General features: G+C 60.4%; 12 protein-coding genes and 1 pseudogene. 7 read left to right on the top strand and 6 right to left on the bottom strand.

Translation table 11 applies throughout. The features are described from left to right. Positions 1 to 611 precede the first annotated feature (611 nt). The 6 genes from OOZ51_RS21970 to OOZ51_RS21945 all read right to left on the bottom strand — a co-directional run bounded on the left by OOZ51_RS21970 (position 612) and on the right by OOZ51_RS21945 (position 8,396). Entirely contained in the window at positions 612 to 2,054 is a 1,443-nt protein-coding gene (locus tag OOZ51_RS21970; protein WP_265982077.1) for an amidohydrolase family protein, read from the bottom strand. A gap of 258 nt (positions 2,055 to 2,312) precedes the next feature. After that, positions 2,313 to 3,773, bottom strand: coding sequence for a chlorohydrolase family protein (locus tag OOZ51_RS21965; RefSeq protein ID WP_265982076.1), 1,461 nt, complete (start codon positions 3,771 to 3,773; stop codon positions 2,313 to 2,315). Positions 3,774 to 3,850: 77 nt separating this feature from the next. After that, positions 3,851 to 5,062 (bottom strand): amidohydrolase, encoded by a 1,212-nt coding sequence (locus OOZ51_RS21960; RefSeq protein ID WP_265982075.1) that lies wholly within the window; start codon positions 5,060 to 5,062, stop codon positions 3,851 to 3,853. A 54-nt stretch (positions 5,063 to 5,116) separates the two neighbouring features. After that, positions 5,117 to 6,010: a carbohydrate ABC transporter permease gene (locus OOZ51_RS21955; protein WP_265982074.1), complete on the bottom strand. Its 894-nt coding sequence runs from the start codon at positions 6,008 to 6,010 to the stop codon at positions 5,117 to 5,119. After that, complete coding sequence (locus OOZ51_RS21950; RefSeq protein WP_265982073.1) at positions 6,007 to 6,846, bottom strand: carbohydrate ABC transporter permease; 840 nt, start codon at positions 6,844 to 6,846, stop codon at positions 6,007 to 6,009. The genes OOZ51_RS21955 and OOZ51_RS21950 overlap by 4 nt, the downstream gene beginning before the upstream one ends. Positions 6,847 to 6,971: 125 nt before the next feature. Continuing rightward, the gene (locus OOZ51_RS21945; protein WP_265982071.1) at positions 6,972 to 8,396 is read right to left on the bottom strand and encodes an ABC transporter substrate-binding protein; all 1,425 of its coding nucleotides are present in this window, start codon (positions 8,394 to 8,396) and stop codon (positions 6,972 to 6,974) included. 423 nt (positions 8,397 to 8,819) lie between these two features. Between OOZ51_RS21945 and OOZ51_RS21940 the strand changes: the two genes are divergently transcribed. From OOZ51_RS21940 to OOZ51_RS21915, 7 genes and pseudogenes are all read left to right on the top strand, one after another. Beyond that, positions 8,820 to 9,899 carry a sugar phosphate isomerase/epimerase family protein gene (locus tag OOZ51_RS21940; RefSeq protein ID WP_265982070.1) on the top strand — a complete coding sequence of 360 codons (1,080 nt, stop codon included), beginning with the start codon at positions 8,820 to 8,822 and terminating at the stop codon, positions 9,897 to 9,899. After that, positions 9,896 to 10,918 carry a hypothetical protein gene (locus tag OOZ51_RS21935; RefSeq protein WP_265982069.1) on the top strand — a complete coding sequence of 341 codons (1,023 nt, stop codon included), beginning with the start codon at positions 9,896 to 9,898 and terminating at the stop codon, positions 10,916 to 10,918. The genes OOZ51_RS21940 and OOZ51_RS21935 overlap by 4 nt, the downstream gene beginning before the upstream one ends. Positions 10,919 to 11,010: 92 nt before the next feature. Then, positions 11,011 to 11,979: a LysR family transcriptional regulator gene (locus OOZ51_RS21930; protein WP_265982068.1), complete on the top strand. Its 969-nt coding sequence runs from the start codon at positions 11,011 to 11,013 to the stop codon at positions 11,977 to 11,979. A 274-nt stretch (positions 11,980 to 12,253) separates the two neighbouring features. Beyond that, complete coding sequence (locus OOZ51_RS21925; RefSeq protein ID WP_265982067.1) at positions 12,254 to 13,354, top strand: D-TA family PLP-dependent enzyme; 1,101 nt, start codon at positions 12,254 to 12,256, stop codon at positions 13,352 to 13,354. A 47-nt stretch (positions 13,355 to 13,401) separates the two neighbouring features. Continuing rightward, the gene (locus OOZ51_RS21920; RefSeq protein WP_265982066.1) at positions 13,402 to 13,896 is read left to right on the top strand and encodes a RidA family protein; all 495 of its coding nucleotides are present in this window, start codon (positions 13,402 to 13,404) and stop codon (positions 13,894 to 13,896) included. 1,000 nt (positions 13,897 to 14,896) lie between these two features. Then, positions 14,897 to 15,058: pseudogene (locus tag OOZ51_RS22585) on the top strand (hypothetical protein); the annotation flags it as partial. 31 nt (positions 15,059 to 15,089) lie between these two features. Then, positions 15,090 to 15,236, top strand: a complete 147-nt coding sequence (locus tag OOZ51_RS21915; RefSeq protein WP_265982065.1) for a hypothetical protein — start codon at positions 15,090 to 15,092, stop codon at positions 15,234 to 15,236. Positions 15,237 to 15,575: the final 339 nt, after the last annotated feature.

The following is a 15,575-nucleotide window of genomic DNA, read 5'->3' as shown; positions in this document are numbered from 1 at the left end:
TGGGCAAGAGGAGCTCTTCAGGCGGGTAAAGTTCCGGAAAACATCCGAGGGAACGAATGTTGCCCGTGCAGACGTCGGCGTGCTCCAAGAACTGCCAGGCATCCTTCATAGCGCGCATCACTCTGCTAGGGGGTCGATGTTGGGCCCTAATTCTGGACATGCAGTGTCCTTAAAGGCCCAAGGCATGAGTTCTTTCGATTAATCCGTGACCAGCAGCCTGCGGGCAGTCTTCCGACTGCTGGCACGGGTATGAGGGTGTCTTTAAAAATGATCGGAGTTTGTCTAAAGGACTTAGCTTCCCCGGGCACCCGTCCTGCCCGTAAGGCTATTGGTGGCCACCGTCTGTTTTGAGGCCTCAATTATCGGGCCAGCTGGCGGTTGGCGCCTTCAGTATCCGGAGTCTTTCTCGCGAGAGCCGGCGAACCAGGAATGTTCGAAGTGGCCGCTCAGGCGCACGTTGGCCCATGGGTTGTGCCCAGAAACTGTGCCACTCAAGTGGACCGTCGGCACGTGTTCCGGTGCCATCGGTCTTCACCGGACGTCAGCGGATTCCTGCACGACGGGCCCGCTGGCGGAGCCCAACCTCGTCTGGCAATGGACGTTCCAAGTGGTCAGACGCGAATTGAGGTCCACGAGTCTACGGGCATAAGCAGAGGATCCGTCAGACCGGATCGGTCGATTGCCGCATAACTCTCCTCGGTAGCGCGAGCAGTGGTTTCAACAACGTCCACCGTGAGCAGCTGACGGTCACGAACGACTATTCGTCCATCTACGATGACGGTAGATACATCACCGCCGTTGGCGGCGTAGATCAGGCGGTGAAGGGCCAGCTCCGACAGGAAAGGTTGTAAGTGTGGAGCTCGCCCGTCGACGATCACGATGTCGGCCTTCTTGCCTGGTACCAGCGATCCGATCTCCTCACCTAACCCGAGTGCCTTGGCGGCGTCGATCGTGACCATAGCAAGTGCTTTGGCGGCGGGCAGCACTTGCACGTCGCCCTCTTGAATCCGCTGCGACTGCATAGCCGCATGAACGTGGGCTAGCAAGTCCAGGGATCGATTGGGTCCTGTACCACCGGTTGCGAGGACGACGTTCGCGCCCCCGTCTAGCATTTCGACTACGTGGCAGGGGGACTTGGCGTTCTCGTAGGTGTAATGACCATGGGCAACGGAACAATGATGAGCGCCGATCAAATCCCTGTCAGTCCGAGTTTGGGTGGTGCAATGGGCCAGTAGCAGCTGCGGCCCGACGATTTCAGGGACAAACTGGACGGCTTGGGTGACCATTCCACGGAACGCTCGCGCATGAATCGGCACCTCGTATTCCTTGGCGAGTCTCGCAATGTACTCCCACACGATCGGGCTGTCCGGATGGACCTCGTCTCCGGCCACACCCGCGGGATCCATGGTGAGGTTCGCCGGAGCAGGCAGCACCATGCACATAAGATCGTCTGTCGAGAACTCGGCAACGGCTATTCTCGTGAGCTCGAGCTCGTCTGCGAGCGAGAGCTTTGCCGTGCCGTGCGGCCCGCCGTAGACATGCGGCCACGGACCAGGACCGGGTCCAACAGCGGCGACGTGGCGGAGGCCCACTTGCCGGTAAGCCCGGATTCCTGCTTGGACGGCGTGTAACTCGTTCAGGCAGGGTGTTGAGCCCGGGTAGGACAGGCTCGTAGTGACGCCGGCGAGTGCTCGTTCGGTGGCGGCAAGTAGACCGTCGGCGTACCAGAAAGACTCCGTCGCATGAGTGCGATAGAAGTTGGCGAAGGTGCTCTGCCAGCCGTCCATGGGGATGCCTTCGTACCAACCGCGGGTGAGCGCGTGCCCGCTCTGTCCGTGGCAGTCGATCAGCCCGGGAATAGCGATCTGGCCGCTCGCGTCGATCACTGACCGGGCCGCGTACGTCGCTCGAAGCTCTGTATCAGAGCCGACTGCGACGATGCGGTCACCATCGATGGCGATGGCCCCCGGACTAAACACATTGCGATCGGCATCCATGGTTAGGACTGTCGCGTTGCTGATAAGCAGCTCGACCTCGCGGGGTTTCTCACTCATGTCTTGCTCACAATCTTTCTGTTGGTGGTTGCCGGGCGATCCAGCTCCCATGGCTTGGTTTCCGTCAATGCTTGCAAGAAGTTTCCTAGCGTTGGGCAACGGCGTCCGTCTTCTCATCCGAGACGAGGAGGAGTGTGTCTGTGATGCCATCACAGCCCAGGCAGCGGAAACACTTCAGTAGATCCCTGATGCTGTCTCTGGCGCGGGAACTGGTGACCAAAGTTCCCCATAGCGCTCGAATGGGGGACTTCGGAGCTGTTAGACCTCCGGAAATGTGGCGGGAAAGAGCTCGGCCGCAGTTCGATGGCGGTAGTCACGTTCTGCGTATGCTGACTTCATTTTTTCGAACAAACCCTGAGCCCGAGCACGCAAGCGCCTCATATCGATCCCGGGGACGACTCCATCTTGAACCACTGTCCTACCGGCGACGACGGAGTGAATGACTTGTCGCGCAGTGCCGTTCAATACCAGCGTTCGGATGGGATCGTCGTGCACACCATCCCGAAGGTCGTCAAGGCGGAAAGCGACAAGATCTGCTTGGGCACCGGCCTCCAGCCGCCCGAGGTCCTCTCGACGCAGTGCCTTGGCGCCTCCCAGGGTTGCTGCCTCTACGTAGCGTTCTACCGGCGCCGCGTCGGCGCGTCCGTCGACATACTTGGCGAGATGTACGCCGACGTCCATCCCTCGTATCAGGTCCGGAGGGAAGGAATCGGTGCCAAGGCAGATGTTAACGCCTGCGTCGAGGTAAGCACCGAACGACTCGAGAACCTTGCCGCGGCGCAGCGACGTAAGCGGGCAGTGCACCACAGAAGCTCCTGAGGCAGCAAGGCGAGCGAGGTCGCCCCGATCCTCTCCATAAACGAGCCGGTTCCGATCGGTGTACAGCCCATGCGGAATGAGGAGCCTCTCGTTCAATAGCCCGTTCCGATGGAGCAGCTGGAGCGGACTCTCGCCGTACTGTTCCTGAACCAGTCGAAGTTCGACCAGACTTTGCAGAGCGTGAAGCCGCACTGGGACCCCGCGTTCTGCGGACACCTGGGCCGTCGTTCTCATGATCTCCTCGGTAAGGGTCTCGATACGACAGGGCAGAAGGGCGCCGTTCACTAGTGGGTCGGCTAGTTCCGCGCAGTAGTCGAGGAAGCGGATGGCGTCGGCGAGGCTGGCCCGGCCGAGGTCTTCGTTAAAACGGACTTCCTGGACACCATCGGCCCGGATGACGTTCACGCCTGAGCGATACGACGGACCGAGGTAGGCGCGTAACCCAAGCCCACGGGAGAGGTCCGCCACACTGGCGAGCTCCTCGTAGGTCTCTGCCCATGCACTGTGGGTTTCGTCGGCAATCGGCATATATGTGGTGACACCGTGGAGGGCGAGCTGAACCAGGGCGTACTCGCGGAGCTCAAGTCTTTCCTCGAAACTGAACACATCTCGCCGTCGGTCCTGGAAGTAGCTCTCGGACCACAGAAGGCCATCGAGCTGATCTGGAGAACCCCATGAGTCGAGAAGCATGTGGTCGATATCAGTAAGGGCGTCAAGGTCGATCAGACCAGGCATGACAAGAGACTCCCCGAGGTCGATCGTCGTGTCGACAGACTGACCGCCGCCGTGGCCGACAAAAACCACTCGATCGCCTTCGTACACCACCTCGGCATTGTGTAGCATCACATGGCGTCCTTGGCGATGCCCAAGGACGTAGGCCGCCGTAACACGTGTTCGCATTCCTTACCTTTTCTGCTTGAAGTCATGTCGAGTAGGACATGCCGATCCCCTGTAAAACCTCTGATTGCACGGTGGCGCTACAGGATCTCCAGGCCGTCGGCGACAACGCGGCCAGCGTGCAGAACCGTGCGGTCAGGTGAGCGATCCATCACCGCGGAGGTGACAGTCTCACCTTCGACGATTATCAGTTCGGCCACATCGCCGACTTCCAAACCCGGGCGGTCCGCAGTGCCTTTAAGGCGGATCCCAGTCGGATCGAGGACCGCTGCGCCACCAATCGTCGCAACGGCGAGGCAGTGTTCTATCAGTTCGTCCTGGCGATATCCATTCGTAAAGGCCAACATCCAGGTCCGATCGAGCATGTCGGCGTTCCCGTAGGGCATCCAGTAGTCCCGCTGGCCGTCCTCGCCGAGCCCGACTCGGACCCCCGCACTAGTAAGTTCAGCGAGGGGAAGGCATGTGTCGACAGACGGCGCCCGTGTCGTCATGGAGACGTCCAGTTCCGCGAGTTCCTCTATCAGCCTTCGTGAAGTCACTTCAGAGACTCCACCAAGGGCATAGGCGTGCGCGATCGTCACGTTGCCCTGCATGCCGCACGCCTTGGTGCGCTCAAGGATCAAATCCGTGGAGTAGACGCCGAGTTCGCCAGGCTCATGAAGGTGGATGTCTACGGGGACTTGGAACTTTTCGGCCAGACCGAAAACGATGTCCAGATGACGGACTGGGTCCCGGTCCAAGAGGCAGGGGTCGATGCCACCGATGACGTCGGCGCCGTTGCGCAGCGCTTCCTCTATCAGCGGAACGACGCCATCCTCGCGCAGCAGACCCGCTTGGGGGAAGGCAACGATTTGGACGTCACAGCGGTCCGAATGGGCCTCCCTCGCCGCAGCAACCCCCTCGAACCTCTCGAGCCCGCATTCGGCATCGATCCAGGCATAGGTCCGAGCGCGAGTAACGCCACGGGCGATCATCAGGCCTAGGGTATGTGTTGCCCGGCGTTCCACCGGCCACTCGGCGCTTCGCCAGTTGTTACGGTCATTCATGACCAAGTCCCAGAAGTCAGGCCCAGCGCTATGGGGCCGGAAGGGTAGGCCGAGACGCGTCGAATCCAGATGGACGTGCACATCGGAGAACGAAGGCAGCAGAAGCCGTCCCCTGCCCTCAACAACCTCACCGGACTGATGAGCGTCCGGGTCATGTGGTTCAACACTACGAATGTGTCCGTCTGAAACAGAGACATCACACATCCGGCCCCCCCAAGGCCGGACCTGGCGGATAGTTAGTTCCATGTGCTGCCTTTCAGCATGTTCTGATGATGTATGGGTCTCTGAGGGAAGGCTCTCTTAGCCCTTACTGCCAGACATGACGAGGCCGCGGACGTAGTACTTCTGAAGAATGATGGCCAGTACAAGCAACGGAATGCAGGTGAGAGACAAAGCTGCCATAAGCTCACCGTTCATTGGTTGGTTCGGTACGGACTTGAAGTAAGCCGCCGCCACCTGCGCGGTCTGCAGCCCCGGGTCCTGAACGATGACGAGAGGCCAGATGTAGGAGTTCCAGGCCCAGATGAACTGAACCAGTGTGACCGTAACCAGTGGCGCTTTGACGTTCGGCAGACCCACCCGGACAAACGAACGCCACACACCCAATCCGTCCAGACTTGCTGCCTCGAACATCGACTTCGGCAGTTCGAGAAAGGACTGTCGCATGAGAAATATCGCGAACGGGCTATACATGAAGGGCAGGAAAACGCCGAGGTAGCTATTGTCAAAGCCAAGTGCCGACACGAGGCGGAATTCCGGAAGAAAGATCGCCTCGATTGGAACGAAGGCTGCCGACAGACAGATCAGGAACAGCACATTGCGGCCTCTGAACTCCATGCGGGCAAATGCATAGCCGGAAATTGTTGCCGTCACCACCGATCCGATGACCTGACAAACCGTGATCACGGCCGAGTTAATGAGGTTCCGGCCGAAGGCGAAATTTGTCAGGATTGACACGTAGTTCTCGAACGTGGCGTGCTGCGGCACGACACTACGCCAGCTCAAGGGCATCGCGTCGGCGAGAATCTCCGGCGTTGCCTTGAACGACATGACGACCATCCAGACAATGGGCGCTCCGAACAGGAGCGTGACGAGGCATAAGCCGATGACGCGGGCCGGGTGCCCGCCGGAGTAGCGCCTCCGGCCGCGCCCGGAGGCGCTACTCAATTTCTGCTGTGTCAAAGATGCGCTCACGATTTCGACCTTCCTCGGAGGAGCACGGATTGAAGGGCCGTTACGGCGATCAGCACCACGACGAGACATACCGTCGCTGCCGAGGCGAGGCCGTAGTCCAGGTTCTGCATGCCCTGTGCGTAGATGTAGTGGATCAAGTTCTGCGACGTCCCGTCGGGACCGCCGACGGTCATGATGAGGATCGGTGTGAAGATCCGAACCGATGTGATGGTGGCTATAAACACGGCCAGTACCGTGCTGCGCCGTAGCATCGGAAGCGTCAGGTAATAGAACTTTCTTAGACTGCCCGCTCCGTCCACCGACGCGGCATCGTAGAGCTCGTCGTCGAGATTTTGTAAACCTGCGAGATAGATGAGAACGACCAGGCCCACCTCGTGCCAGACAGTAACCATGGAGACCGAGATGAATGCTGCCGGAGCGGTGGTGAGCCATCCGACGGGGGAGATCCCCACGGCGCCGAGGAGCCCGTTGACTATACCGGTGTCCTTGTCGAGCATCGTGACCCACAGGAGTGCGGTCACCGACTCCGATAGAGCCAACGCGGCGATCACCGCTGTCCGTGCGACAGAAGTAACGGGTAGTGATCTATCCAGCAGGAGGGCGATGGCAAGTCCGAGAACAATCTCGACCAACGTCGTCCCAACGGAGTACAGGAAGGTGTTAGTAACCGACTGCCAGAATGCGGGGTCCTGGAAGATCGCGTCGAAGTTATCGGAACCTACGAAACCTATTGACTGGTGGGTGACCGGATTGAACTTCTGCAGGCTCTCGCTCATGGCCCAAAAGAGGGGAGCCAATTGGAACAGTGCGACGCCGAGCGTGCTTACAGCTACCATCAGGTAACCCCAGCGCCCCTGGAGCCTGCTCCAGCGAGGTGCACCGTGATGCTGCGGCTTCTGTACTTTCTGATGTTCAGTCCGCGGTGCGGAACTCCGCATGACCGCCTGAGGCGTGGCAGACATTACTTACCGTACTTCGCTAGTTGCTGGTTTATGGAAGCGGCAGTATCGTTCAGCGTCTTCGAAACGTCAGCGCCCAGAGCGATATTGCGTCCCGCCTGGTTCATCAGGTTGTTGTATTCGGCCCAAGCTGGCGTGCTGGGGGGCGCGTAAGCATGGTTGTCCATCGCCACGCCCAGCTGGAAATCGGGTGTCGTTCTAATCTCGGGCGGAAGATTCTGCGTCACCGATTTGAAGGCCGGCACGTGGATGTACACTGCATTCCATTTGGTCAGGACGTCGACGGTATTGAGTGCCGCTAATAACGCCGCCGCCTCAGCCGGATGCTTGCTCTGCGTCGTCACGATGAAGGTGTCCGTGGCGTTCGAGCAGGCCATGACCTTACCTCGGGGCAAGGGTGTGACACCCTGCGCAAACTTCAAGGGGCGGATAATCCCGCCGAACCGCGTGGCCGCCTGACCGGACTCGAACATGTTCGGCTGGTTCCCAGTCGGCGACCATCGCTTAGTGAACAATGTCTGGTAATTGCGCATCCCCTCAACCGCCAACGCGTTGTTGACATACCCGGACACCGTTCGCCCGTCATCGCTGATCCCGGCGAACGCCTTGTACTCATCGGAGTTCTTTGGCGCATCCGGCGAGCCGAGCATCCTGATCCAGGTCTGCTCAACTTGCTGGTAGTTCGAACCTGGCCCACCATTGCCATACACCGACGGAGCAATCGGGTACATCGATTTCTGGTCGGTCCTGTCCATCCAGCTGCGCAGCTTGTCCCATGTTTCGAACCACTGATCAAGGGTCCACCCGTCCTGGACGTTGGTCGACTCGGGCGGAGGTGTGATGCCAGCGCTTTTGAACAACTCCTTGTTGTAGAGGATGCCCATGGTGGCACTGTAATTGAGCGGGATGCCATACATATGTCCGCCGGTGGACACGGCTTGCGCAAGATCGGGGTACATGTCTGCGGCAAAGTCCTCGGTCATGAAGTCCCCGACGGGCACGGCCATTTGCCCATAGACGTACGACGGAATGAGCGCGCTCTGCCCGATCGCGATGTCTGGGGCGGAGTTTGCCGCAAACGAAGTGCTCAGCTTCTGGCTCAAATCCCCGTAGGGAACCAGTTCCTGCTTGACACTAATGTTGGGATAGGCGGTCTGGAATGCGGCTACCTGCGCATCGAAAATCTTATCCGCGGCCCCGTTCCAGTTCTGCCTCATAAGACGAAGCGTGATCTGCTCGGTGCTCAGCTCGGGACCCGTGTATCTGCCGAGATCCATCTTGTAGTGACCAGGGCCCGGCCCCTTTGCCGCAACCGCTGTTATTGGTGGTCCACTGGTGGATTTTGAGCATCCGGCCGCGAGCAGCGCAAGCGAGCCGGAGGCAATAATTACCGAACGCCTGCTGATGTTGGTGTTTACATGTGACATCTGTTGCCTCCTGGGAAGGTTCGCGAAAGGTCGAAATATGCAACTTCGCCGGGAGGGACTGCATCGTCCGATACGGCGAGGGTTTCGTTCAGGGTCCGATTCAAGTTTCTGCGAGGTCGAGTCGCTCAGTACTCATCATGTGACCTCAAATGCCATAGCACAAATGACTATTTTTGATAAGGCTATGCCAAGCAGTGATGCGCATCTTGGCTACGCCTACGTACTAAAGGACTGCATAACAAACACTGATATCCCTATCCAAATTCATTCTTTGACCGTATGCATTCGTGGATCCATACTTCGAATGCAGGCTCTAGTTTTTGCCGCCGGGGAATAGGTTCCTTTACCACCTGCGCGGTCCGACCGGCCGTGATGCCGGAAGGTTTATCTGAATTCCGCTCGTTTCGCTTTAAGGAGATCTCCATGCGCATTGGCAGTGACGCCCGCCACGCCCCCTGGCCGACAAAGATGAGCGCGGCCGAGCAAGTCGATGAGGCGGCCAGGCGCGGTCTCGAAGGGTTGTTCTTTAGGACGATGCTGGACATGAGCCCCACTCTGGATCCCGGTCAACTAAGGGAAATCCGCGCACGCATCGACGGCCATGGCATGTATCTCGAATCGGGCCTAGGCAAGGTCAACACCTATGCCTTACCGGAGACGCCCGAGGTCCGGGCGCTTGGTGATGGCGACACCCTCCTAGGCTTCCGCCGCATGATGGAAGCGGCGGCCGCCATCGGCATCACCGAGCTCTGGGTCTCGACCGCAGGGCTAAAGCGATACGGTGGCCGTCTCGCGTACGACCGCTTCCGGACCGATGTGTCATGGTCTGATCAGTTAGTGGCAATCGAGAAGTTCCTCCAGAAGCTCGCTCCCATTGCACGCGATCTAGGCGTACATCTCAATGCCGAGACCCATGAAGAGATCACGTCATTCGAGCTTGTCAGGCTGGTTGAAGCCATTGGTCCCGACGTCATGGGCATTACCTTCGACACGGGAAATCCGCTGCACCGGGCGGAGCACCCCACATTGGTAGCGCAGCGAGTCGCTCCATATGTCCGTCAGACTCATCTGAAGGACTTCGCCCTATTCTTCGACCCAAAGGGACTTCTCCGGCAGAGCAGACCCCTTGGCCACGGTGTCGTCGATTTGAGGGCCGTGCTGCCGATCCTGATGGCGGTTAACCCGGACCTTAACCTATCGCTGGAAGCCGCGGAGTCAACAGGTGGACCTCGCCCCAACTTCGAGCGTCCTGCCACACCCATCGCGCTATACGACCCAGAGTGGATTGCGGGACACCCCGATCTCACCGTGCCGGAGCTCGCCGATTACCTGTCCCTCGTACAACGCTTCGCCGACAGGGTAGCGGAAGGCTCGGCGGGGTCCTGGGAAGAATTCGACCAACGCCCCTACGACCTCGAGGAAGCCTGGGCGTGGATCGGGCAGTCACTCGAGCACCTCCACACCGTGCTGGACGAGATCGGTTCACTGGAAGGAACCAAATGAGCCCGCTTGGGCCAAACCGAACGGCGCCTTTTGACCCCAATTCCGACAACACACTGACCGACCGGGGCGTTTTACTAGCTGAAGTCCTCGCCCACAGCGGCCTGGCATGGGGAATCAAGGCTCGCGATGTGCCGGCATTGTCGGGGGCCAGTGGTCCAGATGCGGTTGTATCGGCGATCAGGGATGTCGCCGCGCTTGGCTGCAAGGTGCTTGTACTGACATCAGTGCGCCAGGCAAGCCCGTCCCTTGACCGAGGAGAGCTGAGGGCGATCCGTGCCGAGGCAAGCCGGCTCGCTGTGCAGCTACAGGCAGACCTCGGGTCGTTCCACCCGGACCGGTACGACCACCGCGAGGTCGGAGCCGCGTTGGAGGCCGGCACAACCCTCGGCATCGTGGGCTACCATGTGACATTCGGGATCATGGACGATAGATTCCTAGCCTCGCCGACCTGGCCAGAGCAGCTTAAGACTGCTGTGGGGCCGCTGCGTGAATTGGTCGATAGGGCCGAGAGCACTGTGGTCATGCGTACCCACGAGGAAATGACAACCTTCGAGCTGGCTTCCCTTTGCGCCTCGGTCGGGCGGGAAGCACTGCAGGTCGGCTTTAGCCCTGTCAATGTCGTGACGAGGCTGGAGGACCCCACAGCGGCGTTCGACCGTGTGGCCGTTCGAGTCAACACCCTTTACCTCGACGACTGCTGGGTTGCGCGAACCAGGGATGGCGCTTCCCGTCGACTGTGTCCTCTAGGGCACGGGGCCGTCAACTGGGAGCGGCTGCTGGCATACCCCGACCCGAGGACTATCGCTGTACTGGATGTTCATCATGCCCAGTTCGATATGCCCTTCTATCAGCGAGAGTGGTTAGCGCATCACCCCGACCTTCGTGTTCCCGAGTTCCTCAGAGTCATGCAGAGTTCAATCGGGTTTGATCTTGGGCAAACAAGCTTTGAGGAACGCCGTATCCACGGTCGTCGTGTCTTGGAGCGTGCCACCGCGGTTCGAGAACGCGCCTCCCATTGAGTTGGCGCCCTGGCTATGATGGCAATTGATGCATAGCCCTGTAGTCTGCCGGTTCATGATGACCCCGGGGGCGCTTGATGCGGAGGGTAGAAGTGGACATTAAGCAGCTGACTGCACTCGTGACCGTTGCCGAGGTGGGCAGCGTGACTCGCGCAGCCCGACTGCTTCACCTCGTCCAGCCGGCGGTCAGCCGACAGATCCGCACCCTCGAGGACGAGCTCGGCGTCCCGCTATTCGAACGGACTCAGCAAGGCATGGTTACCACCCCGATGGGTGAAGTCATGGTGGAGAGGGCCAGACGAGCGCTCCTGGAGCTTAATCGAGCGGTCGCCGAGGTCCGTCCGAAGTCTGGCCGAATTACCGGAATCGTCTCGGTGGGAGTGCTTGAGAGCCTGATCGACCTGATTCCAGAGCAGTTGGTCGCAGTCATGAGTAAGAGCCATCCTGGAATCCAGCTGCGGATCCTCACTGCCTATTCGGGGAGTCTCCAACAATGGCTGGACTCCGGGGATGTGGATGTCTCCCTTCTCTACAATCTCGGCGACACACGTTCGCTGGCAATTTACCCTCTCGTCAAGGAGCAATTGTGGGCCATCGCCCCTCCGGATGCCGGTCTAGACCTTCACCCATCCGTCACTTGGAATACGGTTTTCGAGCAAACACTCGTACTCCCAATCGCAGGGCATGGCCTCCGAGGCCTCATAGACCAAGCCCGCTCAGCGTGCCTCCGGGGACTGATTAATGAGACGCGCTCAGGCGCTGAACGAATGCCGACCATCAGCATCGAGACTGATTCGCTCCATGTGCAGAAGCAAATGGTGCTCGCTGGACACGGCTGGACGATACTTCCGCCCGCAGCGGTGATATCTGAAGTGCGGCGGGGCATCTTCAGCGGCGCCCCGCTTGTCGAGCCCGTGATCTCACGCTCCATCGTGCTTGGTCTTCAGCGCTCGGCCAGGATTTCAGCACCAGTTGAAGCCGTGGTAACGGAGTTGACCCGCCTCGTGCGTCAGCTGGTTCGCTCCGGCGAATGGCCGTCGACTCGGTCGGCGAAGTCCTGAGCCGCAACGCAACCACAGCCATGGGGCTCAATTCACCTCAATATTCCTTTACGCGACGGGCGAGGAGTAGTGCTGTAGTTCTGCTTGGCTGACGCGCAGTGAAGCTGGCGGGAGGGCGGGCCCTCACCGCGGGGTCCGCGCTGGCCGGTCTCGGACTGGTTCCCCCTGTGGGTCGCGCTCCTGGCCGTCGTGTGGCGGAGAATCTATGGCAGTCGCAGGACCTCGAGAACGTGATAACCACCAGAACCCAATCACCTCATAGGAAAGGAAGCCGATGACCAGCGTCCCAGAGGACATCAACACCCCGGAGATAATGATCGACCGCGAGGTGCTCGGGCGGAACATCGAACGGATGGCCGCCGCTGTGCAGTCCAAGGGCCTGAAGTTGCGTCCGCACGTCAAGAGCCACAAGGTCCCCGAGATCGCCGCGCTCCAGCTTGCCGCGGGAGCCGTAGGACTTACCGTGGCAACTATCGGCGAGGCCGAGGTCTTCGTCGGGCGCGGAGCCACGGACATCTTCATCGCATACCCCCTCTGGGTGAACCCGCGGCAGGGCCAGCGGCTGCGCCTGCTCAGCACCCGAGCGCGCATCGCAGTGGGGACGGACTCGGTCGAAGCCGCCCAAGCCCTGGCCGCGAACCTCGGGGACGCCGCCAACGACATCGAAGTTCTCGTTGAGATCGACAGCGGCCACCACCGAAGCGGAGTTAGCCCGGCCCGCGCCCTGCAGGTCGCCCGGGCTGCCGCGGGGGCCGGGCTGCGGGTCACTGGCATCTTCACCTTCCCCGGGCACAGCTACGCACCCGGGATGCCCCTCAAAGCGGCCGAGCAGGAACAGCAGGCTCTCGGAGAAGCAAGCGAACTGCTCGCCTCATCCGGCTTCCACGTCGCTCGCGTCAGCGGCGGATCTACTCCCACAGCGTTCCTCACCGGAACTTCGTCCATCACAGAAGTTCGTCCCGGAGTCTATGTCTTTGGCGATGCCCAGCAGCTCGAACTCGAGCGATGCACGATGGAGGACATCGCCCTGACTATCGCGGCGACCGTCGTCAGCCGCCATGAGGGAGACGACCTCACTCCCCGCAGAGTCATCCTGGATGCCGGCAGCAAAATCATCGGCGGTGACCGCCCAGCCTGGGCCACCGGCTTCGGACGGGTTATGAACCACCCCAGAGCCCGCATCACGGCCCTGTCAGAACACCACGCCACTGTCGTCTGGCCCGACGGCAGCGACCTGCCATCCCTTGGCGAGCTATTGAGAGTCATCCCCAACCACGTATGCGTGGCCATAAACCTCGTCGACGAAATCGCCCTCGTCAGCAACGGACAGGTGGTGGATCGCTGGCGTGTCGCAGCCCGCGGCAGGAACAACTAGGACCCATCCCCGCCCCAATTTCCGGTAACACAACCCCAGGAGACAGCATGACAATGACACCTGCCTACCCCACTGACTTGAGAATCGAGGACCGTCTTCGCGAGTTCGGACTGGATCTACCTCAAGTCGCAGCCCCCGTAGGCGCCTACGTCCCGGCTCTAATCAGCGGAGACCACGTGTACACATCCGGGCAGCTCCCCCTGACCAACGGCAAGCTCGCCGTCACAGGCAAAGTCGGCGCGACGGTCACAGTCGACGAAGCTAAGAACCAAGCCGCCATCTGCGCCGTCAACGCCCTCGCAGCTATCAAGGCTGCAATCGGCAGCCTCGAACAGATCACGCAAATCGTAAAAGTCGTCGGCTTCGTAGCCTCCACCCCCGAGTTCACCCAACAGCCGGCCGTAGTCAACGGGGCCTCCGAACTCCTCGGAGAGGTCTTCGGCCCCGCCATCGGCGCACACGCCCGCTCTGCAGTGGGTGTCGCCGCTCTGCCCTTGGACGCCCCGGTTGAAATAGAAATCACCGTCCGCTTCAGGAAATAGGTGATAGCGCCCCCATAAAGAGCCGAGCATCATCTAAACAAGGTAGCCATTGCGTCTCGCACGTCTGGGCACGCGCTGGGGCGAACGCAAGTGAGATCTGGCGAAAGCCGTCATCGCGCCCGTCAGATGGCGGGAAGTCACGGGAAGAGCGCGATCGGTCTTGCTGGTCCTGGCGGCAGCGAATTGCGCGACAGTTCCAAACTGGTGGCAGGAATCTCGCATCATGGGCGACCTTAAGTACCCTGGAATGCAGGAATGCCATGAGAAGAGGGCACACAGAATTAGCGGCGGGCCGCTCTTGGTCCGCTCCGCGCCCACAGCCGCCCCTGTTAGGGTATTTCTGGCTCTGGCCTTGACTGCCCCTTTGCCCATGGTGACGGCGGCGCTGGGGTGTGTGCCCTCGCTGCGTTCGGTAGCGGTGAGTCCAGGGACTTTGGTTTCGTTGGCGCCAGTTCCTGCCAAAGATGCGGCGAAGGCTTCCTTGCGCTCCGCTGAGTCATAGTCGGCCTCCGACGGTGGATGGTTCCCCGATGTGCGGACTCAACGACAGTAGCTGCCGCATCCTAGAGGCAAGTGTTTTAGTGGACGGACAGCAGGCCCGGAAGGCACCGGATAAGCCCTCAGAAGAAACGACCGAAAACGCAGGAAACCTCACGGCAAGGCCGGCCGTCCGGGACCGCCAACCTCGTGACCGATCCAGTGACTTCGACCTCTGGCTCTTAATCGCGGACTGCGACCTTACTTGCTAACAAGAGATACCACGATATAGCGCTTGTTATTATAAGTTGTTAGAAGTTTGTATCATTGAGCCATGGATCCAGCGCTGAACCCGTTCAATCCCGGCTCTGGCGTCAGGCCTCCGGAGCTCGTTGGCCGTGACGAAGAAATTGATGCCTTCGATCTCTTCCTAGCTGGGGTGTAGCTTAATCTGGCAAGCACGGCCCCATGTCAGGAATGGCCCTCCTGAGGTGTGTCAAGGGTCCCGTTCACGTTTTCCCCGATGTATGGCGACGGGCCGATGGGCTTCGGCTGCCTGCGGGTCTCCCACCGTGCCCTCGACGAAGAGCGCTCCACCCCGGAGCGCCCCTGGCACTCCCACGCCAGCCGCGACTGGCTCGTACACGGCGTACCGGCGCCGGTCGACATCGAAATCTGGCCTAATAGCGTCGTGTTCGAGCCCGGCGAAACACTCCGTGCCATCGTCAAGGGCACCCCCATCCAGCGCTACACCGGGCCGATTCGAGATCGTCTTCGCGCCGCTGCACGACGCCGGCAACCACACCGTCCACACCGGAGGAGAATTCGACAGCCACCTCTACCTCCGCGTCGTGAAGCGCTGACAAGCCGAGGCACCATCACATTCCGAAGGCCGCCGGCCCGACCACACGTCGACGCCGGCGGCCTTCGACTCGCACCTTGCGCCGGGCCGCGTACAGCTGTCGCTTGCCTCACGGGCCCAGCAGCACCCCTGATCCCGCGACCTCGTCCCGGTAAACCAACCGCGACGGGCTTACGCCCCGCGCCCTCTCCGTTCGGCAAACGGGTTAGCAGAACCGCCACTCTGAGCTGCGATTCAACCGCCGTTCCCAACCAACAGTCACAGGCTCAATCGTCAGGAAGCCAAGATCTCACTAGACGCACAGATTGACAGTCGCGAAAATGAAACAGTCTCCTCTCAT

The sequence above is a fragment of the Arthrobacter rhizophilus genome, from assembly GCF_026241105.1.
GTDB lineage: Bacteria > Actinomycetota > Actinomycetes > Actinomycetales > Micrococcaceae > Arthrobacter.
The sequence above is the reverse complement of the archived record's forward strand: the minus strand, read 5'-3'. Positions and strand labels throughout refer to the sequence as shown.